Here is a 23428-nt window from a genome sequence, read left to right on the forward strand (position 1 = left end):
CTGCCGTCGCGCAGCTGCCCCTCCAGCGACGCACGGGGGCCTCAGAGGTGTCATATGCGCAGGTCAGCCGACATGAGGTACGTCAGGCGTAGTGGCGGTAGAGCGCCTCGGCCACGCAGGCGGGCTTGTCGCTGCCCTCGACTTCCACTGTGAAGGTCAGCCGCATCTGTACGCCGTTGCCCTTCACCTCCTCCACAGAGCCGACCGCGCCGTGCAGGCGGATCTTTGCGCCGACCGGCACGGGGCTCGGGAAACGAACCTTGTCCAAGCCGTAGTTGACGCTCATGGAGACACCGGTGATGTCCAGCAGCTCGGTGAAGAGCGGGATGATCAGGGACAGCGTCAGGTAGCCGTGGGCTATGGGGCCGCCGAAAGGCCCCTTCTTGGCCTTCTCCGGGTCGGTGTGGATCCATTGGTGGTCATCGGTGGCGTCGGCGAAGGTGTTCACCCGGTCCTGGGTGATCTCTCGCCAGCCTGTGCGGCCGAGGTCGGCTCCGCTGAGGGACTTGAGCTCGTCGAGGCCGTTGGCGGTGGTGGGCATGGCAGTGCCTTTCGATGGCGTGGAAGAGATGGGGGCCGATCACGGACTGGTGCGGCCCGTGGGTCCGTCGGCGTAGGTGTCCCGCACGGCGGGTTTGACGATCTTTCCGGAGGCCGTACGGGGAAGAGAGCCGGTGAAGACGACGGACTTCGGGATCTTGTACTTGGCGAGCCGCCCCCGCAGGTGGCCGAGGATGTCGCCCTCGGCGGCGCCGGAGTCCGTGGCGGCGCCCGGACTGAGGACGACGACCGCGCGGCCGACTTCGCCCCAGACCTCGTCGGGGACACCGATGACCGCGCACTCGCCGACGGCGGGGTGGCTCAGGATCGCGTTCTCGACCTCGGCCGGGTAGACGTTCTCCCCTCCCGAGACGAACATGTCCTTGACCCGGTCGACGATGTAGGCGTAACCGTCGCCGTCGGTCCGGGCGACGTCGCCGGTGCGCAGCCAGCCGTCGTCGGTGAAGGCTGCTGAGGTGTCGTCCGGGCGGCGCCAGTAACCCGTCATGACGTTGGGGCCGCTGACCAGGATTTCGCCGCTCTGCTCCGGTGCGGCCTCGCGGCCGTCGGGCAGTACCACGCGGGTGTCGGTGAAGAAGTGCGGTACGCCCGCGGAACCGGCCTTGGCCGAGGTCTGCTCCCGGTCCAGGTAGAGGACTCCGGGCGACGCCTCGGTCAGGCCGTAACCCTGACTGAAGGCCAGGTCACGGGCCAGGTAGGCGGCGATGGTGCGCGCGGGGACCGGTGCGCCGCCGCAGTTGAGCGTACGCAGGCTGGACAGGTCCGTGTCCGCCCACCGCGGCCGGGCGGCCATGGCGTCGTACATGGTGGGAACGCCGAACATGCAGGTCACGCGCCGGGTCTCGATGAGCTCCAGTACGCGGTCGGGGTCGAAGGCGCCGAGCAGCACCACGCGGCCGCCCTTGAGGAAGGTGGGCAGGCATGTCATGTTCAGCCCCGCGGTGTGGAACAGCGGGGCGACGGCCAGCGTGACCTCGTCGCCGGCCAGGTCGGTGTCGACGAGGACGTTGACGCTGTTCCAGACGATGTTGGCGTGGGAGAGGACGGCGCCCTTGGGGCGGCCCGTGGTCCCGGAGGTGTACATGATCATGCAGGGGTCGTCCTGGGCGACGGTCTCGTCCAGCGGTTCGGTTCCGCCGCCGGCGAGCAGGTCTTCGTAGCCGATGGCCCCGCCCTCGGCCCCGGCTCCGTCGAGAGCTACGCGGTGGCGCACTCCCGCCTCGGCGGCGGCCGCACCGGCGACCTCGGACTGTTCGGGCGCGTGGACGAGGACGGTGCTGCCCGAGTCGGTGAGGTTGTAGGCCAACTCCGGTGCTGTCAGACGGGTGTTGAGCGGGACGAATACCGCACCGAGCGCGCCGGCGGCGAACAGCGTTTCGAGGAAGGCCGGGTGGTTGGGGCCGAGATACGCGACCCGGTCGCCACGGCCCGTGCCCAGGGCGCGCAGAGCGTGGGCCAGGCGCAGAACCCGCTGGTTCAGGTCCCGGTACGTCCACGTACGGTCCTCGTGTACGACGGCGACCCGCTCCGGGGTCTTGCGGGCCCGGCGCGCCGGCCAGGAGCCGATGCCTTGGTTCAACACGGCGACTCCTTCAGTCCTTCAGCAGGCCGAGCAGGCGGGCGGCGTTGTCCTTGAGGATCTTCGGCCGGACTTCGGGCTTGATGTCCAGCTTGTCGAAGTCCGCCAGCCACCGGTCGGGGGTGATGACGGGGTAGTCGGAGCCGAAGAGGACCTTGTCCTTGAGGAGCGTGTTGGCGTACCGCACCAGCTGCGGCGGGAAGTACTTCGGTGACCAGCCGGACAGGTCGATGTACACGTGCGGCTTGTGGGTGGCCACCGCCAGCGCCTCGTCCTGCCAGGGGAAGGACGGGTGGGCCAGGATGATCCGCAACTGCGGGAAGTCAACGGCGACATCGTCGACCAGCATGGGGTTGGAGTACTTCAGACGGATGCCGCCGCCACCGGGGACGCCGGCACCGATGCCGGTCTGACCGGTGTGGAACAGCGCGGGTACGCCCAGTTCCTCGATGGCCTCGTACAGCGGGTAGGCGAGCGGATCGTTCGGGGCGAAGGCCTGGATGCTGGGGTGGAACTTGAAGCCGCGTACGCCGTGCTCCTCCACCAGGCGGCGGGCTTCGCGCACGCCGGCCCGGCCCTTGTGCGGATCGACACTGGCGAAGGGGATGAGTACGTCGGGGTGGGCGGCGCAGCTTTCGGCGATCTCCTCGTTGGCGATGCGCGGGTGCCCGGTGGCGTGCTCGGCGTCCACGGTGAACACCACTGCGGCCATGTGGCGTTCGCGGTAGTGGGCGGCCATCTCGTCGATCGTCGGCTGCCGGTGGCCATGGGCTTTGAAGTACTTCTCGGAGGCGCCGAACAGCTCCGGGCTCAACGCTCCGTGGCCGTCCTTGGAGATCTCCGCATGGGTGTGTACGTCGATGGCGGTCAGGTTGTCGAGGTCGAGGGCGAGGTCGCTCATCTCAGGCCTCCGGTGCCTTGGGGGCCGGGATGCCGTAGGTCTCCGGCTCGGAGCCGACGCCGTCGTGCCACTGCGCGGCGATCGCGTCGGCGTTCCAGCCGCCGGCGGTGAAGGCGACCGTCTTCTCCTTGGGGTGGGCCCACAGGGCCAGTCGGTCGCCACCGACGCCGATGGCCTGCCCGGTGACGCCCTTGGAGGAGTCCGAGGCGAGGAAGGTGATCAGTCCGGCGACGTCCTCGACCGTACCCAGGCCCTCGTCCTTGCGCAGCCAGTCCGGCAGTGGGTCGCCGGTGCGCTCGGATTCGGCGATGACCGGCGCGAAGGCCGGAATGGTCCTGGTCATCTCAGTGGCAGCGACGGGAACGACGGCGTTGACGGTGATGTCGGCCTTGGCCAGCTCCATGGCCCAGGTCCGCGCCATCGCGACGATGCCGGCCTTGGCGGCGGCGTAGTTGGTCTGGCCGAAGTTGCCCCGCTGGCCGGCCGGGGAGGAGATGAGGACGATGCGGCCCCCGGTCGCCTGCTCCCGCATCCGGACCGCGGCTGCCCGGGCGCATGTGAACGTACCGCGCAGGTGAACCTTCACGACGGCGTCGAAGTCCTCGTCGGTCATCTTCCACAGCACGCGGTCGCGAAGGATGCCCGCGTTGGTGACGAGCACGTCCAGGCGTCCGAATTCCCGCACCGCCGTCTCGACCAGCTGCTCGGCCGCCTCGCTGTCGCCGACCGCGGCTACGACACCGGTGGCCTTGCCGCCTGCCGAGGTGATGGCGGCGACGGCGGCGTCGACCACGTCGCGGTCGACGTCGTTGACGACGACCGCGGCTCCGGCCCCGGCGAGGGCCCGAGCGTAACCCAGGCCGAGCCCGCGTCCGCTCCCGGTGACGACGGCGACTTTCCCGTGCAGGTCCATTTCTTGCACCTCTCTGGTGGTCTGTGGATGGGCGTGCGGACACGGTGGACCGCCCAAGCAATCAACAGGAATCCTGATAGTCCGGAGTGTTGTCGATTCTCAGGATTCCTGTCAATGGCCTAGGGTGGGCGCACTGAAAACCCGGTTGGTGACTCGTGGAGGCGTGGCGTGGAGAGACCTGCGGAGGCCGTGACGGCGAGAGGGGCGGCGGCAAGTCCCTCGCTGCTCTATCTGGTCAAGCGGTCCGAACTGGTGATCCGCGCGCGGCTCGAAGAGCTGCTCAAACCGGCCGGCATCACGGCGCTTCAGTACACGGCCCTTACGGTCCTGGAGCGCCACGACGGACTGTCCGGCGCACAGCTCGCCCGTGACTCGTTCGTCACGGCGCAGTCCATGGCCGACATGGTCCGCACTCTGGAGGGCCGCGGTGTGATCCGCCGCGAGCCCAACCCCTACAACCGCCGCGAGAAGATCGTCCTCCTCACCGACGCGGGCCGTCGGCTGCTGGCCGAGTACGCGGAGCCGGCGCGGCGGCTCGAGGAACGGATGGTCGGGGATCTCAGTCATGAGGAGATCGCCCGGTTCCGCGACACCTTGAACCGTGCGTGGCGGGCGCTGTCCTGACCCGGGCACACGCCCGCCCCCCGGGTCGCCGTTCACCGGCGTAACGTCCCTACTGGACCGCGTACATGCGAATGGCGACTACGTCCTCGCCCTCGGGGCGAGCGAGTCCCACGAACACCGTCTCGGCGAGCCACCGGTGGGCGGGCGCGTCCGTCCGGAAGACCGGGGACGTGCGGTAGTAGTGACCGGCTTCGGAGACCTGGAGGTCTTCGTCGTACTGGTCAGGGCTGTCCGCCTTCGGCCGGTAGAAGCCGCGGTTGGCGATGTCGATCACCGCGCCGTCGTCGGCCCGGATGAGGTAGCGCGCGTCGAGTTCGCAGACCTCGCCCCGGGTGCTGCTCCAGTCGCCCCCGCCCGCCAGCACCTCTCCGCGCAGGAGCGGTCCCTCCACGCTGCCTCCGACGATGGGGGTGAACTCGGTCTTCTCCCCATCCCCGTGGCCGATGTGGAGTGTCTCGGTGACGTGGGCTCGAATCTCGAACGCGAAGACGAGAGCAGGAGTGAAGGACATGGTGGGACTCCGTTCGGTGGGTGGGGTGCTTAGCGCTCGCCGGCGTTGGGCGAGGGTGCGCCCCAGGAGCAGGGGCGCGTAACAGGGGTCAGCTGCTCAATACGGCAGCTCGCTCTGCCTTGGCAGGGCATCGTCGCTGCTCAGAAGCCGCGTCGCGGCTCGGTGGCGCCTGGCCGCCCGGCGCGGCAGGGCGGGTGGACGGAGAAGTTACCGGTCGCTGCGCGGCTGCGCCACCCCCTTCGTGGCGGGCCCGGCCGTATCCCCGGAGAAGACGGCTCAGGGTCTTGACTCGTTTGCCCGCCAGGTGCAAGCGTGTCATGCAACAACGTTATATGACGTTCGTTTATGACGGCTTGCCGCCACTCTTCCACCTCGACGGCGAGCGCCCCTCTCCCTCCCTTCCTCCGGCAAGGAGCATCAGCCATGGCTGCAAGAAGACAGGTGCTGACGGTGCTCATCAGCGTGGGTCTGCTGGCCACAGCGTCCTGCACGTCCGCGCCCAGCGGAGGCAACGGCACGCCCCGGCCCCCTCGGCTCACCACCACCACCCCGCCCGGTACCGCCGCCGTCGATCGCGTCACCTGGGCGCTGCCTTACGGGGAGCCGACGACCCTTGACCCGGCGAAAGTCGGCGACTACTCGCCCCAGACGGTCGGAGCGAACCTCTGCGACACCCTGATGCGGATGAACGCGGACTTCTCCCTGAGTCCCGGCCTGGCCCGGAAGGCGACGTGGACCGACAAGCGCACCCTGGTGCTCGATCTCCGCGCCGGCGTGAAGTTCTGGGACGGCTCCCGCATGACACCGGCGGACGTGGTCCACAGCCTGGAACGGCAGCGAGACCCCAAGACGCAGGCGCTGTACGGGAACTACCTGTCCGCGGTGACGTCGATCAAGGCCACGGGGCCCCACCAGGTGACACTGCGCACCAAGACGTACGACCAGACCCTGCCCAAGGCGCTGTCGACCTCGTTCGGCGCGGTCAGTCAGCAGTCGTACGCCGAGAAGGCCGGCGCCGCCTACGGCACCGCCAAGGGCGGACTCATGTGCACCGGACCGTTCGAGCTGGCGTCCTGGAAGCCCGGCGACAGCATCACCCTTGAACGCAATGACGCCTACTGGGACTCCCGGCTCAAGCCGAAGGCCGGCCAGGTCGTCTTCAAGTTCATCACCAACAGCAACACGCTCACCAGCGCACTTCTCTCCGGCGAGGTGGACGGCACGTACGAGCTGCCGCCCAGCAGCGCCACGGCGCTCGCCACGGCACAAAGCGGCGCGACGTACCTCGGGCCGTCCACCCAGAACGTGCTGCTGATTCCCGGCAGCGGCAAGTCCCCCGCCGCGGACCGCCGGCTCCTGGACGCACTGTCACTCGCCGTGGACCGGAACGCGCTGATCAAGAACGTGTTCGGTGGCGATGCCACCACCCTGAAGTCGCTCGTACCGCCGCTCACCTGGCGCGGCGATCCTGCCGCCGACCGGTTCGACGCCGCGTACGAAGCGCTGCCGGCTGTACCGAAGCCCGACCTGGAGCGGGCCAAGAAGCTGATGGACCAAGTGGGTTCCGTGCCACGGCCCCTGGTCGCGGCGATCCCGGCGGGCGACCAGAAGGGACTGCAGACTCTGACGTTCATCCAGGCCGCCGCCAAGAAGCTGGGCGTGGACATACGGATCCGGCAGCTTCAGCCCACCGAGATGTCCTCGCTCTTCTACGATCCGTCGATCCGCCAGGGCATCGACCTGGTTCTCACCTTCGGTTACGTCGGCATGCCGGACCCGTCGTCCTACGTGTCCGAGATGGTCACTCCACGGGGGCTGTTCAACTGGACGAACTACGAGAACGCAGACGTGACCCGGCTGCTCGAGCAGGCACGTACGGCCTCGGACCCCGCCGCGTCGGCCAAGGCGTACACCGAGGCCCAGGCCCTGTTCACCCCCGACGTCCCGGTGGTCTACCTCGCCAGCACTCACGAACGGATGTTCATGAGCAAGCGCATCAGCGGCGCGCCCACCTCCTTCGCCTACACCGGTATGCCGTGGGCCGCTTACATCGGCGGCACCAAGAAGTGACCCGCGCCCCCTCATATCTCAGGAGAAAACGATGACCAACACCCCGGGCGAGAAGCCGCTGTGGGACCGCTCAGCCGCTGAGCTGGCAGCCGGAATCCGCGACAGGGTCTTCTCCGCGACCGAGGTCGCGCAGGCCTTCCTGCAGCGGATCGACGAAACGAACCCGGCCGTCAACGCGCTCGTGGACGTCCGCCCCGAGGAGGCGCTCGCCCAGGCCGCGGCGGCGGACAAGGCGGTCGCCGCCGGTGAGGCGCTGGAGCCGCTGCACGGGGTGCCGGTCTCCACGAAGATCAATACCGCGCAGCGCGGTTACGCCAGCTCGCACGGCGTCCCGGCGTGGGCCGACGCCGTCGCTCCGCAGGACGCGGCCTGCGTGGCGGCGCTGCGCGGGGCGGGCGCGAACCTCATGGGCCGCAGCAACAGCCCGGCGTTCGGCGTACGGTGGTTCACCGGCAACGACCTGCACGGCAAGACGCTCAACCCGTGGAGCAGCGCACATGGCCCGGGCGGGTCCTCCGGCGGCGCCGCCGCCGCGATCGCGTCCGGGATGGTGCCGATCGCCCAGGGCAACGACATCGGCGGTTCCCTCAGGTTTCCGGCGTACTGCTGCGGCGTGGTCGGCCTGCGGCCCACGACCGGCCTCATCTCCGCCTCCGAACCGGGCGCGGGAGGGGAATTCGACGCTCCGCTCTCCTTCCAGACCATGGCGGTGCACGGTCCGATGGGCTGGACGGTCGACGACGTACGACTGGCCTTGCACGCCATGGTGACACCGGACCTGAGCGATCCGGTCGGCCTGCCGATGCGCCCGCCGCTCGGTGAACCGCGCCCGGTGAAGGTCGCGGTCGTCCGCGATGTCGGGCTGGCCAAGTCCCACGCCGCCGTGGAGGCAGCCATCGACGACGCCGCCGGCTGGCTCAGTGAGGCCGGCTACGAGGTGGAGGAGGTCGAACTGCCGCTGCTGGGCGAGGCGGCCCAGCTGTGGTCGCTGCTGCTGTACGAGGAGCTGCGCACGATGATGCCGGAGATCGAACGGTTCGGTGACGACACGGTGAGGGTGTCCCTCGCGTCCTCGTTCGCCGCCGCCGCCGAGACATGGGGCGAGCGCCCGACGCTGGACGCCTACATCAAGGGATACGCGCGGCGCGGGACCCTCATCACCCGTCTCCAGCAGTATCTCGGCGGCGAGCGGCTCCTGCTGACACCCGTGTCGGCGGAGCGCCCGTTCGAACAGGACGCGGACCTCGCCGGCGACGGCCGCGTACGGGAACTGCTCGCCGCGCAGTGGCCCATGCAGGCTGTCCCGGTGCTCGGATTCCCGGCGATCTCGGTACCGACGGGCATCAGGGACGGCCTTCCGTCCGGCGTACAGCTGATCGGCGGACGCTTCCGCGAGAACCTGCTGTTCCACGCGGCCACGGCGATCGAAGCCCGGGCGGACCGCCCCCGCCCGTCACTGTCCTGGTCCCACGCCGGCTGAGCCGGACGTCGGCCGCGGCGCGTACGTCCGCCCCCTCGGCAGCCTCCGGGCTGCCGAGGGGGCGGGGCTGTTTCCGGTGCCGGAGCATGGCGAGACCACGCATGCCAAGACGCTTGTCCGGCCCCCCGGCCCGGACAAGCGTCTGTGACGGCCCCGCTCAGGCGGCAGCCCGCTGCGTCCTTCTGCGCGGCTTCCAGCCCGGCTTGGGGATGGACTCGATGAGGCGCCGCGTGTACGCGTCCTGCGGCTGGTCGAGGACGGATGTGATCGGGCCGTACTCGACGACTTTCCCGGCCCGCATCACCAGGACTTCCTCACTGACGTGCCGGACGGCGCCGAGGTCGTGCGTGATGAACAGCAGGGCTGTCCCCGTACTCGCCCGGATATGCGCCAGCAGGCCCAGAATCTGAGCCTGGATCGACACGTCGAGCGCCGCGATCGCCTCGTCCAGGATCAGCACCCGAGGTTCGGCGGCCAACGCGCGTGCGATGGCGACGCGTTGACGCTGGCCGCCGGACAGCGCCTTCGGCAGAGACCTCGCCTGGCGGTCGTCCAGCCCGACCATGTCGAACAGTTCCGAGACACGGGCCCGCAGTGCGTCCGCCGGCAGATCGCGGTGCAGCATGACCGCCTCCGCGACGGCGTCGCAGACCCGCTGGCGCCGGTCGAGCGAGGAGTAGGGGTCCTGAAACACCATCTGGATCTGCCGGCCACGGGCTCGCCGCTCCTTCGCCCGTACGCGTCCGCGCCGGCGCTCGCTTCCCGCAACGACGATCTGCCCTCTGCTGGGTGCTTCGAGTCCGGCGATCATGCGTGCGGTGGTTGTCTTGCCGGATCCCGACTCGCCGACGACCGCCAGCGATCCCTGCTCGGGAAGAGAGAACGTGACGTCCTCGACGGCGATGAAATCGCCGAAGACCTTGCGCAGTTTCCGTACCTCAAGCATGCCTGCCGACCTCCTCGGGCGAGAGCGTGTGGGGAAAGTGGCAGGCCGCTGTGGACTCGCCGGCAGAACGCGGTCGCGGCCGGTCGCTGCGGCACAGCTCCTGCACACCGGGGCATCGGTCGCTGAACGCGCACCCCGGGGGTACTTCGAAGCCGGACAGTGGCCTGCCGGCGATGGCGCGCAGCTCGGTGTGCGTGTCGCCGACGGCCGGCCGGGAGGCGAGCAGGGCGCGCGTGTACGGATGCGCGGCGTGGTGGCGCAGCAAGGTGGCCGGAAGCTCCTCGACGGTCGTACCCGCGTACATCACCACGACCCGGTCGCACACGGCGGCGGCCAGTTCCAGGTCGTGCGTGATGAACAGCATGGAGAGGCCGCGGGCTTCACGGGCCTCGCCGATGATGGCCATCACCTCCTCCTGCGTGGTCACGTCGAGCGCGGTGGTCGGCTCGTCGGCGAGCAGCAGCCGGGGTTCGGCGGCCAGCGCGGCGGCGATCATCACGCGTTGCAGCAGGCCGCCGGACAACTCGTGGGGCCGTTGTCGCATGCGCCGTTCGGCATCGCCGATACCGACTTCCCGCAGGATGCTCGTGACCTTGGCGACGGCCTCGGCGGTGGGGACACCGCGCGCGGTCGTCAGGCCCTCCACCAGGAAGTCGCCCACGCTGCGTGCGGGGTTGATGTGAGCGCGCGGGTCCTGGAACACCATGGCGACGTCGCCCGCGCGGAACTCACGCAGCCGTTCCCGGGTCATGTCCGGCACGGACTCGCCCGCGAACAGCAACTCCCCGTGCGTACGGGCGCCCTCCGGCAGCAGTCGCAGGATGGAACGGGCCGTCAGCGACTTTCCCGATCCGGACTCGCCGACCAGGGCGACGGCCAGCCCTTCGGCGATACTCACATCCGCGCGGTGGACGACGGTCCGCGTGGTCCCGTCGAGGGGCAGGTCGATCCTCAGCCCGTTGATGTGGAGCAGCGGTGATGATGTCATGCGTCTTCTCCGAGCAGGCGTCGGGACAGCCCCGTTCCCAGCAGGTTGAACGCGACCACCACCACCAGGATGACGAGGCCCGCGTACAGCGACTGCTGGGGTTGGCCGGCGAGGATCGAGGGGGCCCCGTTGGACACCATGAGCCCCCATTCGGGGTCCGGTGGCTGGCTGCCGAGCCCGAGGAACGAGATTGCCGCCACGTCGAGAAGGGCGTACCCGAAACCGATGGTGGCCTGGACGAGGACGAGGGGCAGCAGGTTCGGCAGGAGGTGCCGGAACCAGATGCGACGGGTGGGAGCCCCGAGGAGCTGGAGCGCGGCGACGTACGGCAGATTGCGTTCCTTGAGCGCGGCCGAACGCACGACGCGCGTGATCAGTGGCAGGTAGGCGATCGACAGGGCCACGATCGGCGCGGTGAGGCCCGCCCCGAAGACGGCGGCGGCGAGCACAGCCATGATCAGGCCGGGGAATCCGAACACGACGTCCAGGGCGCCGGAGACCAACCGGTCGAGCCACCCCCCGGTCCAGGCGGCGGCCAGCGCCAGCAGGGTGCCGAGGGTGGTGGATACCAGGATCACCACAGCAGGGGCGGCGAGGCTGGAGCGGGTACCGCAGATGAGCCTGGACAGGATGTCGCGTCCGGTGTCGTCGGTGCCGAGCAGGTGGGCTCCGGAAGGTCCGGCGTTGACGCCCAGCGGATCGACGGCGTTCGGGTCGTGCGGGGCGATCAGTGGGCCCAGCGCCGCGAGCAGGACGAACAGGGCGATCACGCACGCGGCACCGAGGGTCACATGGTGGCGTGTGAGTCCGGTCCGGGCCCGGGGCCGGGTCTTGGGGCGGGGGATACGGGCGGTGCGGCCGAACAGGGTGGTGCTCATCGGGTCCCCTTCCGCGCGGCTCGCGGGTCGAGTGCGGTGCTGACCAGGTCGACGACGGTGTTGATGACGACGAACGCGACCACGAAGACCAGTGACACGGCCTGGACCACGGCCATGTCCTGCTTGGACGCCGCCTCGATCATGAGGGCTCCGAGACCACCGGTCCCGAACGCCTGCTCGGCGACGGCGGCAGTGGCGATGAGGCCTGCGATACCGACGCCGGACACCGCGAAGACCGGGCCGGAGGCGTTGTGCAGCACGTGCCGTCTGATCACGGTCGCTTCGGGTACGCCGCGGCTGCGGGCGGTGTCCACGTGCTCCGAGCGCATCTCCGCGCGTACGGCGGTCCTGGTGACCTGGGCGACGTAACCGACCCAGGTCACCGCCAGCCCGAGGGCCGGCAGCGTCAGGTGCGAGACCGTACCGGTGAACCCCTCGCCCGAGCCGTACACCGGGAACCACGGCAACTGGACGGCGAACACCCAGATGAGCAGGACCGACATGATGAAGGTCGGGACCGCCATCGCGCCCGCCGTGAGTGTCGTGGCCAGCATTTCGGTCCGGCCGCCGCGCAGTGCGGCGACGGTGCCGATGAGCGTGCCGGCGACGAGCACCAGGACGGAGGCGTAGGCGACGAGTGCGAGGGTGTCGCCCGCGCGTGCGCCGATGAGACTGGCGACGGTGTCGCGGTATACGAGGGATTTCCCGAAGTCCCCCTGAAGACAGCCGCTCAGCCAGTGCCAATAGCCCTCGAGGAACGGATCGTCCAGGTGGTATTCGCGGTGGATCCGGTCCAGCACGGCCGGGTCGGGGTTCCGGCTGCCGCCGACGAGCAGTGTGGCGGGGTCGCCCGGCGTCAGGAACATGGCGCCGTAGATCGCCAGGCTGGAGGCGAGGACGGTCACCACGAGGGTGGCCAGTCGGGTGGCGACGAACCGGAGCGTCATCGCGGATCACCGCCCGTGCCGCTTCCGGGCAGGACGGTGAGGCGCAGGCGCGACGGACGGCCGGATCCGGTACGAAGCCTCTGGACGCTCGCCTTGGGCGTGGTCGTCAGCCAAGGGTCCTCGTGCGTACCGGAGTTGGGCAGGTGGTTCGGGAAGTCGCTGCCGGTCACCATCAGCGCGAGACGGTGGCCCGGGCGCATCCGGTAACCGGTGTGGCCGAGAGCGATCTCCACCTCGCCCGGCGCGTCCGCCTGGACACAGCCGCGGACGATCAGTCGTGCCGCGCCGTCCGGGGCGAGGTCGAGGAGCCGGACGAAAACGTCGAACGTGGGCGCCGTGCTGTCGACATGCAGCACCGCGTGTACGGGACCGGCCAGGTCGAGCGGGGCGTCGCAGGCCGGTCCCGTGAAGACGAGTACGTCGTCCCGGTCCGCCGTGCGGCGCTCGTCGGGGTGGTCGCGCAACACCATGAAGGTGTCCGTTACGGCGGACGGCACCAGGTCGTCCGGGTCGTACCGCCACTCCACGGACTCGGCGCCCGGCGCCGGGGCGGCGGTGAGCCGGCCGCCGGGCACCGGGCCGGTCGCGGCTCCCGCATCCCCCAGGTACAGCTCGATCCCTGTCGCCTCCGGAGGAGGCCAGGCCGTCGACGTACGCCAGCCGACGTGTGCGAGCTTCCACCGCACGCGCGGAAGCGACTCCGGCCGGGCGGAGCCCTTCAGGAAGACCTCGAAGAACTCCAGTGCCGGGCCGGTGTACGTGTCGAGCATGCGGTCGAGAGCGGCCTCGTTGGCCAGGTGATCCGTCTCCGGGGACACCGGGGCGTTCTCCAGGAAGTAGTTCTCGTGGTCGGTCGTGTCGGCGATCAGGTACTGGACCGCCGCCCAGCCGGGGCGGCGGTCCAGTTCGGTGTAGTCACGCATGTGGGCGATGCCGAGATTGTCGAACCAGCCCACACAGTGCAGGACGGGAACGGGACGCGCGTCGTAGGGATGCGGTCCGTTGTACGGGGGCAGGCGGATGCCGCCGACGACGAGGTCGAAGCCCGCCGAGCGTTTTCCCGCGGCCTCGAACGCCTCCTCGTACGCCGCGATCAGGGGGCGCTTGGTGAGGTCGGGGTCGAACTCGTAGCTGTCGTTGTCCATCCAGACGTGCGCCTGATAGTCGGCGCCCTCCAGCCACAGGGGCTGCCGGCCGGACCCGACGTCGTAACTGGCCACACCAGGGGCGTTGTTGGTGCACGTCACCCGGGGGACGATCGCGCGGAGGGCGGGGTGCTGGCTGGAGACCGCCGACCACTGGGTGAAGCCGTAGTACGAGTCGCCGAACATTCCCACGAGCCCGTTGGACCACGGCTGACGCGTGATCCACTCGATGGTGTCGTACCCGTCGTCCACCTCGCCGGTCCAGCCCAGCGTGCCGCCCTGCGAGCGGAACTTGCCGCGGACGTCCTGGACCACCATCACGTAGCCGCGCGCCGTGAACCGCTGCGCGGCCTTCTCGAAGAAGACGTATCGGCTGTTCTTGTCGTACGGCAGCCGGACGAGCACGGCCGGGGCGGGTTCGGGGCCGGCGCCGTAGACGTCGGTGGCCAGCATCACTCCGTCCCGCATCCGGACCATGTGCTGCTGCGCGTCTTGAGGGACGGGCTGGGGAGTTACGCGCTCAACGGCAAGGCTCACGGGCCCTCCACACAGAAGGAACTTTGAGAAAACAATGTGATATAACAGCGTTGCATCTCAAAGACCGCAGCGTCAACCCCCACTGAGCTAGGTTGCCTTCATGCCGATCGACGTCGACGAAGTCCAGCGCCGCAGGGAAATCGCCCAGGCCACCCTTGCCGTCGCGGCCCGTGACGGGGCACGCGCGGTCACCATCCGCGCCGTGGCCAAGGAACTGGGCGGCTCGACGGCGATGGTCACCAACTACGTGCCGACGCGGATCGCCCTGATCATCAACGCCGTCCGCGCTGCCGAGTCCCGCTGGCGCGCCGACTTGGAAGCCGGCCTGGGCGACCTGGAGGGCAAGGAACGCCTGCGGACCACGGTGGAGTGGAATCTCAGCACCGAGCCGGACGACCTGCTGCTGCGCGCGCTGTGGATCGAGATGCTCTCCTCGACGCACACCGATCCGAACGGGGCCGACCGCCGCGAACCGCGTGAATCACGGCAGGAGTTCTTCGACGCGGCCATGGCGGCAGGGGTGCCCGACGCGGAGCTGGCCGCCGACATCCTCTTCATGCTGACCCGCGGTTACTTCGTCTCCACCGTGGAAGACCCGGACTACTGGACCGCCGAGCGGGCCGGCCGGGTCGCCCGCGCCGTCGTCGACGCGCTCGTGGGGCAGTGAAGTGCGCCGGCCACCGACCGCGCCCCAGGGCTGACTGAAAGCCGGACGGGAAGCCGCGTCCCGGCCAGAGGCGCGTCCGGCGGATCAGGACATTCCGCGGAGTATCCCGTCCGTGTCGCTGTTGGGCCGAACGGGTGAGGCGCGGGAGGATGGCCGGATGCAGACACAGCACGTGAGCGGGGTGGTCCGGTGAGCAGGTACGACGTCACCGACGAACAGTGGGCCGGGCTCGCTCAAGTCGTGCCCCTGCGCAGCAGGAACGAGTGGCCTTCCAGAGTCGATCACCGCACGATGCCGCAGGACGAGGCGGCCGCCGAGCAGCGGCGGATGATCGTGCTGCGCGTGCAGGTGTTCTCCGACGCGCGTGAGGTCGCGGAGTACCTGATCGCGCAAGTACCGGTACTCCTGGACCTGACCGCGGCGGACACCGATGTGGCCAAACGCATCCTTGACTTCAGCAGCGGTGTGGTCTTCGGGCTCGGCAGCGGCATGCACAGGGTCGACCGGAACGTCTTCCTGCTGTCGCCGGCCGGCATGGAGGTCGAGGGGGCGGAGGCGGCAGCCGTCCCTCAATCGTAGGAAGGTCCTTCAGGCGTAACGGTTCACCGGCCGGGGTGCTGCGTACCGTCCGGTCATGACTCTGGTTTCCCCGGGGACGCGCCCCGGACCTCCGGCCGACGACCGTGGCGTCCCCACGGTCACCGAACTGCGGCTCTCGGCCTTCAGATCGCACCGCGGAGCGGTCTTCCCGCTCGGTCCGGTGACGTTGTTCGCGGGTGCCAGCGGCAGTGGCAAGTCCACCGTCCTGGAGGTGTACGACGCGCTGGCCCGCCTCGGCGGGGGCGCCGAGCTGGGCGCGGTCTTCCGGGACCCGGGAGGATGCGTGCCGGAGCGGGCGGGGCCGGACGCCCAGGGGCGGCGGGGGTTCAGGATCGGCTGCACCGTCGACGGGCCCGCCGGCCCCGTCAGGCTCGACCTCGCCGTACAGGCCGAACCCGAACTGCGCATCGTCGGCGAGCGGCTGACCTGCGACGGGCAGACGCTGCTGACCACGGCGCTGCGCGATCCGGGGCGCAGTACGGTCCAGGCGGCCTGGTACACGGCCGGCACCGCGCCGGTGACGCGGGCGCCGCTGCCCGACGACTTACTGGGTACGGCGCTGCTGCCGCTGCGCGTGGCCGGCAAGACGCCGGGGCAGCAGCGGGTACTGGCGGCCGCGGAACAGGTGGTTCTGGCGCTGCGTTCGGTGTTCGCGTGCGACCCGCAGCCCGCGCGCATGCGGGAGCCGGCGGCGTTGGGCGACGGCCGGCTGCGGCGCGGCTGCGACAACCTGGCGGAAGTGCTGTGGCGTACGCACCACCAGTGCGCGAAGCGCCATGCGCGGCTCGCGGCGACGGTGCGGTCGGGGTGCGCGGGCCCGGTGGAGGCGCTGACCGTGGAGGAGCTCGCGGACGGGAAGGTGCGGGCGCTGGTGGGCCGGGGCGGACAGCGGGCCACGCCTGTGGGGCGGCTGGGGGACGGCGAGCTGAGGTATCTGGCGCTCGCGCTGGTACTGCTGACCGGGCCGGGCGTGCTGGCCATGGACACGGTCGCCGAAGTGCCGTCCGCGATGCAGGCGCTGACGGTTCTCGCGGACGGCTTCGACCGGTCCCTGGACGGGCGGCAGACGCGGGAACTCGTGGCGCTGGCGGCGGCGGTCTGCGCCGAGGGGCACATCAGGCTGGTGGGGACGGTCACGGAAGCGTCCGCGTCGTACGCGCGCGAGGTGGACGGGGTGGCGGTGGTAGACCTTGGGCCGTGACTGAACTCGATGTAGCGGGACTGCAGCGGCGGCTGGCCGAATTCGCGGCGGCGCGGGGCTGGGAGCCGTACCACACGCCCAAGAACCTGGCCGTGGCGCTGAGCGTGGAAGCGTCCGAACTGGTGGAGATCTTCCAGTGGCTGACGCCCGAGGAGTCGGCACGGGTGATGGAGGATCCACGGTCCGCGCACCGGGTGGCGGACGAGGTCGCTGATGTCCTCGCGTACTTGCTGCAGTTCAGTGAGGTGCTCGGGATCGATGTGCTGGCGGCCCTGGCGGCCAAGATCGACCGTAACGAGCTGCGTTTCCCGGTGCCGAAAAGCAGGGATCGTCACTCTTCGGAGTGATGGGTATTTCCAAAACCGCATTTCTGTCCACAGATTTCGCCATAGCCCTGGCTTTCCGGGCCCCATACCCTCACTCTGGGTAGTGGATGGGAGAACGGTGCGCGAAAGAAGCGGGCCATGGTGTGGACGGGGGGCGGCACATGGACGCGGTAAGGCTCATCGGGCAGAGCCGGCACGCACTCGCGCAGAGCCGGGCGGCACGGGACATCCTGGCGGAGGCCTGGCAGGCACAGGCCTTGACCCAGGCGATCGGCGGGCAGCTGGCCCTGACCGGTCCGGCGGAGCTGAGAGGTGAGGCGCGCGGGCTCAGTGAGACGGGCGGGCGGGGCTGCGGGGTGCTCGACATCCCGGCGCTGTGGGCGGACGACGTCGGCCGGCCGCCTCTGGACGCCCGGCCGCGGGCGGCGCAGCTGTCCCAGGTGGCGGACGCGCGGGCGGCGTTGACCGGGCTGGGCGCTCTTCTCGGAGAGGTGGGAATCGCCCTCGTCGGGGTCGCGTGCGCCACCGACGAGGAGGGCCTCTACTGGCAGTGCATCGAGGGCATCGACGCCGCCGACGAGTCGAGTGACCGGGTGCGCGGGATATTACGCCGGCTCACGGTGCGGGAGGAGGACAGGTTGCGCAGCGCCGCTCGCGACTCGGCGGCGGAGCCGTTATGACGCCGTCAGCCGCAGGTGCCGCCGGCCGGGGCGCTGGTGCCGCCGTCGCGCCGGTCACCGGCGAGGCCGGGCGCCGGCCGCCGGCCGGCGGAAGTTCACCCGACCGGGCAGGCGCGGGCCGGGGGCGGGAGGTGGGGTTGACGGCAGTTCGACGGTGCAGGATGGGGGTATGGATCTTCGAATCTTCACCGAGCCCCAGCAAGGGGCGAGCTACGACACCCTGCTGACCGTCGCCAAGGCCACCGAGGACCTGGGCTTCGACGCCTTCTACCGCTCGGACCACTATCTGCGCATGGGGTCGGGCGACGGTCTCCCCGGGCCGACCGACGCCTGGATCACGTTGGCGGGGCTCGCCCGCGAGACCAAGCGGATCCGGCTCGGCACGCTGATGACCGCGGGCACCTTCCGGCTGCCGGGCGTGCTGGCCATCCAGGTCGCGCAGGTCGACCAGATGTCGGGCGGCCGGGTCGAACTGGGCCTGGGCGCCGGCTGGTTCGAGGAGGAGCACCGGGCATACGGGATCCCGTTCCCCAAGGAGAAGTTCGGGCGGCTCGAGGAGCAGCTCGCCATCGTCACCGGGCTGTGGGCGACGGAGAGCGGCAAGACGTTCAGCTACGACGGCACGTACTACCAGCTGACCGACTCGCCCGCGCTGCCGAAGCCCGCGCAGGCCAAGGTGCCGGTGCTGGTCGGCGGGCACGGCGCGATCCGTACGCCGCGGCTGGCCGCGCGGTACGCCGACGAGTTCAACATCCCGTTCGCCTCGCTCGAGGACAGCGAGCGGCAGTTCGGGCGGGTCAGGGCAGCGGCGGAGAAGGCGGGGCGCAAGGGGGACGACCTGGTGTACTCCAACGCGCTGGTGGCATGCGTCGGCAAGGACGACGCGGAGGTGGCGCGCCGCGCGGCGGCCATCGGGCGGGACGTGGAGGAGCTGAAGGCGAACGGGCTGGCGGGCTCGCCCGCCGAAGTGGTCGACAAGATCGGCCAGTACGCCGCGATCGGCGCGTCGCGGATCTACCTCCAGATGCTGGACCTGGACGATCTCGAACACCTGGAGCTGATCTCCTCGCAGGTGCAGTCCCAGCTGACCTGAGGAGCGTCCGACGAGTAAAGGAGTTTCACCGTGAAGCCCGTCCGTCCGCTTGCCGCCGCACTCGGAGCCGCCGCATTCGGAGCCGGTGCCCCGGGGCCTGTCGTCCTCGACGGCGGTCTGTCCAACCAGCTGGAGGCGCAGGGCTGCGACCTGTCCGACGGGCTCTGGTCGGCGCGGCTGCTCGCCGACGGGCCGCAGCAGATCGCGGCCGCGCACGCGGCGTATGTACGGGCGGGCGCGCAGGTGCTGATCACCGCCAGTTATCAGGCGACGTTCGAGGGCTTCGCGCGGCGGGGCGTCGGCCTGGGCAAGGCCGCGGAACTGCTGGCGCTCAGCGTCGAACTGGCGCGTGCGGCGGGGGAGACCGTGGACCGGGAGGTCTGGGTGGCGGCTTCGGTCGGGCCGTACGGGGCGATGCTCGCCGACGGCAGCGAGTACCGGGGGCGGTACGGGCTCTCGGTGCGGGAGCTGGAGCACTTCCACCGGCCGCGCGTCGAAGCGCTCGTCGCGGCGGCACCCGACGTGCTGGCACTGGAGACGGTGCCCGACACCGACGAGGCCGAGGCACTGCTGCGGGCTGTCGAGGGTTCCGGGATGCCGGTCTGGCTCTCGTACAGCATCGCGGGCGGACGCACCCGGGCCGGCCAGCCGCTGGACGCGGCCTTCGCTCTCGCGGCGGGGAACGACCAGGTGATCGCCCTGGGGATCAACTGCTGCGAGCCGCGCGACGCGGACACGGCGGTGGCTCTCGCGGCCGCGGTGACCGGGAAACCGGTCGTCGTCTATCCGAACAGCGGTGAGCGGTGGGACGCGGAGGGGAGGCGGTGGACCGGCGGGGGCACGTACGACCCGGCGCGGGTGCGTGAGTGGCGGGCGTCCGGGGCGCGGCTGGTGGGCGGGTGCTGCCAGGTGGGCCCGGCTCGGATCGCCGAGCTGGCCCGGCTGGTCGGACCGGCCGCTTAAACCCCTGGTCCGGGGCGGGCCGGGGCGACGATACTCGGACGCGTGTTCCTGACGTACAGTCGGGTCTCGTCTGCCGCCCTAACTTCTCCCAGGTCAAGGCACGTTTTTCTGGTGCGGACGTTTCGGCGGGGTCGAATCGAGGGCGTTTTGACCGGGAAACCATCGCGCGAGCCAGCCCTGTGTCGCACGGCTATAGCGGGACATACTTGCCTATGGAGTCGCCCTCGCGGCCCCTGCGCCTGCCTGGGCGCCTCGGGTTATGAACTTTCGTATAGTGCAAAGTTGTCCGGGGGCGTTGTGTGATCGCGGGGGACCCCGGACGGTGTTTCGGACGCGCTGCGGTGCCTGAGGCCCGAGCTCGTCAGATCGCTCGCGATCACGGCGAATCCGGTCAGCGCCCTGTCTGTAGCTGATGCAACAGGTGTAGTGCAGGAGCTTCAAGCCGAGTTACTCATCGAGGTCAAACAGACCGTCCTGAACCACGTCGAGCGCCGGGCGCTGTACTGCGGAGCCGTCGTCCGGCTCGCCATGGGTGAGGCAGTCCGCTGCGTAGGCGAGCCAGACCTCGCTCATCAGCCGGCCCCTCGCGCCCAGCTTTTGACCGTTGAGCTGGGCCCATTGCTCGACGCGGAGCTCTTCGAGTAGTCCATCTTCCCCTAGATGATCAATTCCAAGGGATGCCTGCGGAGGGTGTGGGGTGGGCGGCGGCCGAAGCCGCCGCGAGACGGTCAGGCGGCGGGCTGCCGGCCCTGGTTGTCGAGGTGGCAGCGGGCGGTCAGGCGTCAGGGTCGACTTCGGGGTGCGTGAACAGCACGGGCTTGCCCAGCGACCGGGCGTAGGCGATTTCGGCTCGGGTGCTGTCTCCGATGTAGTCGCCGACTAAAGCGCCTGAGTTCGCGAATACTGAGCACTCGGCGCCCCGGACCTGGGCGTTCGTCGCGTGTCGGTTGGCGATCATCGTCGTTCTTTCATCCAGCAGGCGGGGCAAATGTCGCGGCCATGGCGGGTCCGGTGCCATTAGCTTGTCATTTATCCAGTCGGCGGGGCTTGGTGCCCTTCTTGTGATGGGCGGGTCTGGTGTACGCCTCGCCGGTTGCGAGGACCCGTCCCACGTCGTGACGGGTTGCCGAACGGCTGTTTCTTGAACCGAGTGGGCGGCCGGGGCCAGGTCGGGAGGGTTTGGGCGCACGCGCTGGCGTCGGGTCTGAGCGTGGAGGTTTCTGAACCCGGTTCAGGCGGGGGTCGTGTTCACCCGCGCAGTGTGCTGCCCGGCCTCGGCGGTCCGGGCCGGTTCACCGGCGGTAGCAGTGGCTTAACCGCTCTGTTCTGGTGAGCTGAAACAACCAGCCTGGCCCTGCTGGCCAGGGCCAGAGCACTATCACCGCTGATAGCGGCCTGGCCCTACCCGCAGGGCCGGACCTGGGAGACTAGGGATCATGTCCGACCGTCGACCGCTCTCGCTGCCCGCCTTCTCCGAGCCCGCTTCCGACGCTCCCGTACCCGCCCAGGCGGGTGGGCGCCGGCAGATGCCGGTCGAGCAGGGCGCCGACTTCCGCCAGCCGCCCGGCGAGACCGAGCCCGAGCCCGCACCCGCCCCGGCCCGACGTCCGCTCGCCCCCGGCGGCCTCACCTTCTCAGACCCGGACCGCCATATCTGAGCGCTACCACCACGGGTTGCGCCACGTCTAGGACCAGCTCACCACCTAGCCCCACCGCCCGGTGTGCCAGCGCCTCCACCTGGACAGTGGTCGTAGCCGGCCCGGCTCCCGCCTCGGATACCGTGTTCCTCTACGGGGTGCCATAACGGATGTGACGCCCCCCACCGGAGGTAGTCAGCGTATGAGTTCAAAGCGCAGCAAGAATCCAGCCCTGCCCGTACTTGACGACGCATTCCGACTCGCGTCGGTCAAGGACGCCGAAGAGTCCACCCGTGACTTGGCCGCGCGGCTGGCCACCACCGAGCTGCGCCGCGTTTCCCACCCGGGCCGGGTCACCTGGGAGCCCACCGATCAGGCCGAGCCCGTACCGGTCCCACCGACTGTGGTCGACGGTGACGGGGACCTGTGGCTGCGGGACCGGGGCACTGGCACCTGGACCATGCCCGAGTTCAACCCCAAGGAGTTCCCGGCCCGCTGTGGCGAGGTTCTGACGTGGAACCAGCTTGCCCGCGAGTTCGGCCCGCTTACCGCACTGGCCGACGACCGCCGCATCGGCGGCGGCCGGCGCTGACCGCGCAGCCTTCTGGGATGACCGCGCCCCTGAAGCGCCCGTTACGGGTAGCTGGTAGCTCCAGCTCACCGCCGAGCTCGACGATGGCAGCGAGCAGGTGAGCGTGGTTGTCGGTCACGATGTCTCCATGTTGCAGCCGGATACGTCGTCGCTGTCCGTGGGGTCGGGGTGGAAGAAGCGGGTGTAGCGGAGTCCGGTCTCCGGAGTGATGTTGAACACCGCGCATAGGTGCTGCGGGTCAGCGCCGGTGACGGCGGCCTCTTCGAGGATTCGGTCCTCGCGAAGTTGCTGGGCGGTGACCGGGAGGCCGCGCAGCAGAGGCTGCATCCAGCCGGTTGTGACCGGGGCCCGGGTGTGCGCGGTCTGCGAGCTGATGAACACGTGAGGGTTGCGGGTATGTGGCCAGCGCTGGTGCCGGAGGTGAATGTAGTCGACGGCGGCCTGCTGGGTGAAGGCGTCGAGGGGGTGATCGATGTCGCCGAGCGTGAGCCGGCCGCGGGTGAAGTCGATGGCGGTCAGGGGCAGCGCTCGGGCCTGGTGCGGGTAGAGCGCATGGATGCCGACGAGGGTGATCAGCAGCTTCAGGGCCTGCCAGGGCCTGACTCTCTACCAGGCCCTGGACCTGCTCCAGCACCTCCTGGCCACCTGGGCCGGCACTCGTCCCACCTGCCGACAACCCAGCCCATGGCAGCCCTACGACACGACCTAACAAAGCCCTACTAGTGCTGGATTCCTCTTTCTCTGGGTATATGTCCTGGTGGCGGGGTGATTTGGTGCTCGGGGGCGGGTGCTGGGCGATGGTGTTACGGGCACGGCTGAGCCGTGACGAGAATGAGGAACTGGTCGTGCGTCGACTGTCGCGAGCGCGTAAAGCGCCGCGTGACCTGGTGCTGCGGGCACGGATGGTCGACTTGAGCTGGTCCGGACAGCGTGTCCCGGCCATCGCGGATGAGTTGAGGTGCAGCGCCAAGACGGTCCGCCGCTGGTTGCACCGCTTCAACCGTGTGGGCCTGGACGGGCTGGAGGACCTGGGCGGACAGGGCCGCAAGCGGCGGATCAGCGAGGCGGAACGCTCAAGGATCATCGGCCTGGTCAAACAGTCGCCTCCAGGTCGGCTGACTGTGCAGGCCGACGGAGAGCTGGCCGCGGCGGATGAGTCCGGGCCGCCGGAGTGGACCCTCGACGCACTGGCCGCCGAGGCCGGGCGACTGGGTATCGAGATCGGTCGCAGCCAGGTCCGCCGGATCCTGCTGGCCGAGGGAGTGCGCTGGCGCCGCACCCGGTCCTGGACCCGCTCGAAGGACGCGGACTCCGAGGGAAAAGGACGAGGATCATCGAGCTCTACACCTGCCCGCCCGAGGGCGCGACGGTCGTCTGCGTCGACGAGCTCGGACCGGTGATCCCCCGCACGTTCCCGCCGGCGCCGGGCTGGTCGCCGGACGGTCACCGCATCAAGTCCGAGGTCGACTACGGTCGCGGGCCGGAGAAGACCTGGGTCTACGGCGCCTTACGCGTGCGGGACGGACACCAGGTCACCATGACCGCATCCTCCCGCAACAGTGCCTTCTACCAGCAGTTTCTTCAGAAGA

General features: G+C 69.9%; 26 protein-coding genes and 1 pseudogene. 14 read left to right on the forward strand and 13 right to left on the reverse strand.

Going from position 1 to position 23428, the window contains the following annotated elements; genetic code table 11:
• Positions 1-82: 82 nt before the first annotated feature.
• Genes AC1P0E_RS26015 through AC1P0E_RS26030 form a run of 4 tightly spaced genes read right to left on the reverse strand, consistent with a single transcriptional unit; the run spans position 83 to position 3963 of the window.
• Positions 83-541, reverse strand: a complete 459-nt coding sequence (locus AC1P0E_RS26015) for a MaoC family dehydratase (protein ID WP_482744526.1) — start codon at positions 539-541, stop codon at positions 83-85.
• 39 nt (positions 542-580) lie between these two features.
• Positions 581-2143 (reverse strand): acyl-CoA synthetase, encoded by a 1563-nt coding sequence (locus AC1P0E_RS26020; protein WP_482744527.1) that lies wholly within the window; start codon positions 2141-2143, stop codon positions 581-583.
• Between the two features lie 10 nt (positions 2144-2153).
• On the reverse strand, positions 2154-3041 hold the full coding sequence (locus AC1P0E_RS26025; RefSeq protein ID WP_482744528.1) for an amidohydrolase family protein: 888 nt from the start codon (positions 3039-3041) through the stop codon (positions 2154-2156).
• A gap of 1 nt (position 3042) precedes the next feature.
• Positions 3043-3963, reverse strand: a complete 921-nt coding sequence (locus tag AC1P0E_RS26030; protein WP_482744529.1) for an SDR family oxidoreductase — start codon at positions 3961-3963, stop codon at positions 3043-3045.
• A 159-nt stretch (positions 3964-4122) separates the two neighbouring features.
• On the opposite strand from AC1P0E_RS26030, the gene AC1P0E_RS26035 reads away from it, so the two are divergent.
• Entirely contained in the window at positions 4123-4578 is a 456-nt protein-coding gene (locus tag AC1P0E_RS26035) for a MarR family winged helix-turn-helix transcriptional regulator (RefSeq protein WP_482744530.1), read from the forward strand.
• Positions 4579-4627: 49 nt separating this feature from the next.
• On the opposite strand, the gene AC1P0E_RS26040 is transcribed toward AC1P0E_RS26035, so the two are convergent.
• The gene (locus AC1P0E_RS26040; RefSeq protein WP_482744531.1) at positions 4628-5089 is read right to left on the reverse strand and encodes a DUF3237 domain-containing protein; all 462 of its coding nucleotides are present in this window, start codon (positions 5087-5089) and stop codon (positions 4628-4630) included.
• A 423-nt stretch (positions 5090-5512) separates the two neighbouring features.
• Between AC1P0E_RS26040 and AC1P0E_RS26045 the strand changes: the two genes are divergently transcribed.
• Entirely contained in the window at positions 5513-7159 is a 1647-nt protein-coding gene (locus AC1P0E_RS26045) for an ABC transporter substrate-binding protein (protein ID WP_482744532.1), read from the forward strand.
• A gap of 31 nt (positions 7160-7190) precedes the next feature.
• On the forward strand, positions 7191-8639 hold the full coding sequence (locus tag AC1P0E_RS26050) for an amidase (RefSeq protein WP_482744533.1): 1449 nt from the start codon (positions 7191-7193) through the stop codon (positions 8637-8639).
• Between the two features lie 157 nt (positions 8640-8796).
• Here AC1P0E_RS26050 and AC1P0E_RS26055 read toward each other — a convergent pair whose 3' ends face one another.
• From AC1P0E_RS26055 to AC1P0E_RS26075, 5 genes are read right to left on the reverse strand one after another with little or no spacing between them, the layout of a single operon-like run.
• Positions 8797-9585 (reverse strand): ABC transporter ATP-binding protein, encoded by a 789-nt coding sequence (locus tag AC1P0E_RS26055; protein ID WP_482744534.1) that lies wholly within the window; start codon positions 9583-9585, stop codon positions 8797-8799.
• Positions 9578-10573: an ABC transporter ATP-binding protein gene (locus AC1P0E_RS26060; RefSeq protein WP_482744535.1), complete on the reverse strand. Its 996-nt coding sequence runs from the start codon at positions 10571-10573 to the stop codon at positions 9578-9580. The genes AC1P0E_RS26055 and AC1P0E_RS26060 overlap by 8 nt, the downstream gene beginning before the upstream one ends.
• On the reverse strand, positions 10570-11451 hold the full coding sequence (locus AC1P0E_RS26065; protein WP_482744536.1) for an ABC transporter permease: 882 nt from the start codon (positions 11449-11451) through the stop codon (positions 10570-10572). The genes AC1P0E_RS26060 and AC1P0E_RS26065 overlap by 4 nt, the downstream gene beginning before the upstream one ends.
• On the reverse strand, positions 11448-12398 hold the full coding sequence (locus AC1P0E_RS26070; RefSeq protein WP_482744537.1) for an ABC transporter permease: 951 nt from the start codon (positions 12396-12398) through the stop codon (positions 11448-11450). Before AC1P0E_RS26070 ends, AC1P0E_RS26065 begins: the two co-directional genes overlap by 4 nt.
• Positions 12395-14080, reverse strand: coding sequence for a CocE/NonD family hydrolase (locus AC1P0E_RS26075; RefSeq protein WP_482744538.1), 1686 nt, complete (start codon positions 14078-14080; stop codon positions 12395-12397). Before AC1P0E_RS26075 ends, AC1P0E_RS26070 begins: the two co-directional genes overlap by 4 nt.
• Before the next feature lie 100 nt (positions 14081-14180).
• Here AC1P0E_RS26075 and AC1P0E_RS26080 point away from each other — a divergent pair, with 100 nt between their 5' ends.
• The 7 genes from AC1P0E_RS26080 to mmuM all read left to right on the forward strand — a co-directional run bounded on the left by AC1P0E_RS26080 (position 14181) and on the right by mmuM (position 19610).
• The gene (locus tag AC1P0E_RS26080; protein ID WP_482744539.1) at positions 14181-14747 is read left to right on the forward strand and encodes a TetR/AcrR family transcriptional regulator; all 567 of its coding nucleotides are present in this window, start codon (positions 14181-14183) and stop codon (positions 14745-14747) included.
• 189 nt (positions 14748-14936) lie between these two features.
• On the forward strand, positions 14937-15326 hold the full coding sequence (locus tag AC1P0E_RS26085; protein WP_482744540.1) for a cell division protein SepF: 390 nt from the start codon (positions 14937-14939) through the stop codon (positions 15324-15326).
• 55 nt (positions 15327-15381) lie between these two features.
• The gene (locus AC1P0E_RS26090) at positions 15382-16548 is read left to right on the forward strand and encodes an AAA family ATPase (RefSeq protein ID WP_482744541.1); all 1167 of its coding nucleotides are present in this window, start codon (positions 15382-15384) and stop codon (positions 16546-16548) included.
• Positions 16545-16895 (forward strand): nucleotide pyrophosphohydrolase, encoded by a 351-nt coding sequence (locus AC1P0E_RS26095; protein WP_482744542.1) that lies wholly within the window; start codon positions 16545-16547, stop codon positions 16893-16895. Before AC1P0E_RS26090 ends, AC1P0E_RS26095 begins: the two co-directional genes overlap by 4 nt.
• Positions 16896-17035: 140 nt before the next feature.
• Positions 17036-17554 carry a DUF6099 family protein gene (locus AC1P0E_RS26100; protein WP_482744543.1) on the forward strand — a complete coding sequence of 173 codons (519 nt, stop codon included), beginning with the start codon at positions 17036-17038 and terminating at the stop codon, positions 17552-17554.
• Between the two features lie 169 nt (positions 17555-17723).
• On the forward strand, positions 17724-18647 hold the full coding sequence (locus AC1P0E_RS26105) for an LLM class F420-dependent oxidoreductase (RefSeq protein WP_482744544.1): 924 nt from the start codon (positions 17724-17726) through the stop codon (positions 18645-18647).
• 30 nt (positions 18648-18677) lie between these two features.
• On the forward strand, positions 18678-19610 hold the full coding sequence (gene mmuM / locus AC1P0E_RS26110) for a homocysteine S-methyltransferase (protein WP_482744545.1): 933 nt from the start codon (positions 18678-18680) through the stop codon (positions 19608-19610).
• Between the two features lie 447 nt (positions 19611-20057).
• Here mmuM and AC1P0E_RS26115 read toward each other — a convergent pair whose 3' ends face one another.
• The gene (locus AC1P0E_RS26115) at positions 20058-20183 is read right to left on the reverse strand and encodes a hypothetical protein (protein ID WP_482744546.1); all 126 of its coding nucleotides are present in this window, start codon (positions 20181-20183) and stop codon (positions 20058-20060) included.
• 452 nt (positions 20184-20635) lie between these two features.
• Positions 20636-20838, reverse strand: a pseudogene (locus AC1P0E_RS26120) (NF041680 family putative transposase); the annotation flags it as partial.
• 208 nt (positions 20839-21046) lie between these two features.
• On the opposite strand from AC1P0E_RS26120, the gene AC1P0E_RS26125 reads away from it, so the two are divergent.
• Positions 21047-21268: a hypothetical protein gene (locus AC1P0E_RS26125; protein ID WP_482744547.1), complete on the forward strand. Its 222-nt coding sequence runs from the start codon at positions 21047-21049 to the stop codon at positions 21266-21268.
• 181 nt (positions 21269-21449) lie between these two features.
• Positions 21450-21839, forward strand: coding sequence for a hypothetical protein (locus AC1P0E_RS26130; RefSeq protein WP_079403197.1), 390 nt, complete (start codon positions 21450-21452; stop codon positions 21837-21839).
• A 114-nt stretch (positions 21840-21953) separates the two neighbouring features.
• On the opposite strand, the gene AC1P0E_RS26135 is transcribed toward AC1P0E_RS26130, so the two are convergent.
• A complete protein-coding gene (locus tag AC1P0E_RS26135; RefSeq protein ID WP_069931725.1) occupies positions 21954-22220 on the reverse strand; it encodes a hypothetical protein in 267 nt (88 codons plus the stop codon).
• 175 nt (positions 22221-22395) lie between these two features.
• On the opposite strand from AC1P0E_RS26135, the gene AC1P0E_RS26140 reads away from it, so the two are divergent.
• Positions 22396-22548: a hypothetical protein gene (locus AC1P0E_RS26140; RefSeq protein WP_482744548.1), complete on the forward strand. Its 153-nt coding sequence runs from the start codon at positions 22396-22398 to the stop codon at positions 22546-22548.
• 136 nt (positions 22549-22684) lie between these two features.
• Positions 22685-23239: a helix-turn-helix domain-containing protein gene (locus tag AC1P0E_RS26145; RefSeq protein ID WP_482744549.1), complete on the forward strand. Its 555-nt coding sequence runs from the start codon at positions 22685-22687 to the stop codon at positions 23237-23239.
• Positions 23240-23428 lie beyond the last annotated feature (189 nt).

This window comes from Streptomyces sp. TRD_SC_5 (assembly GCF_056836825.1).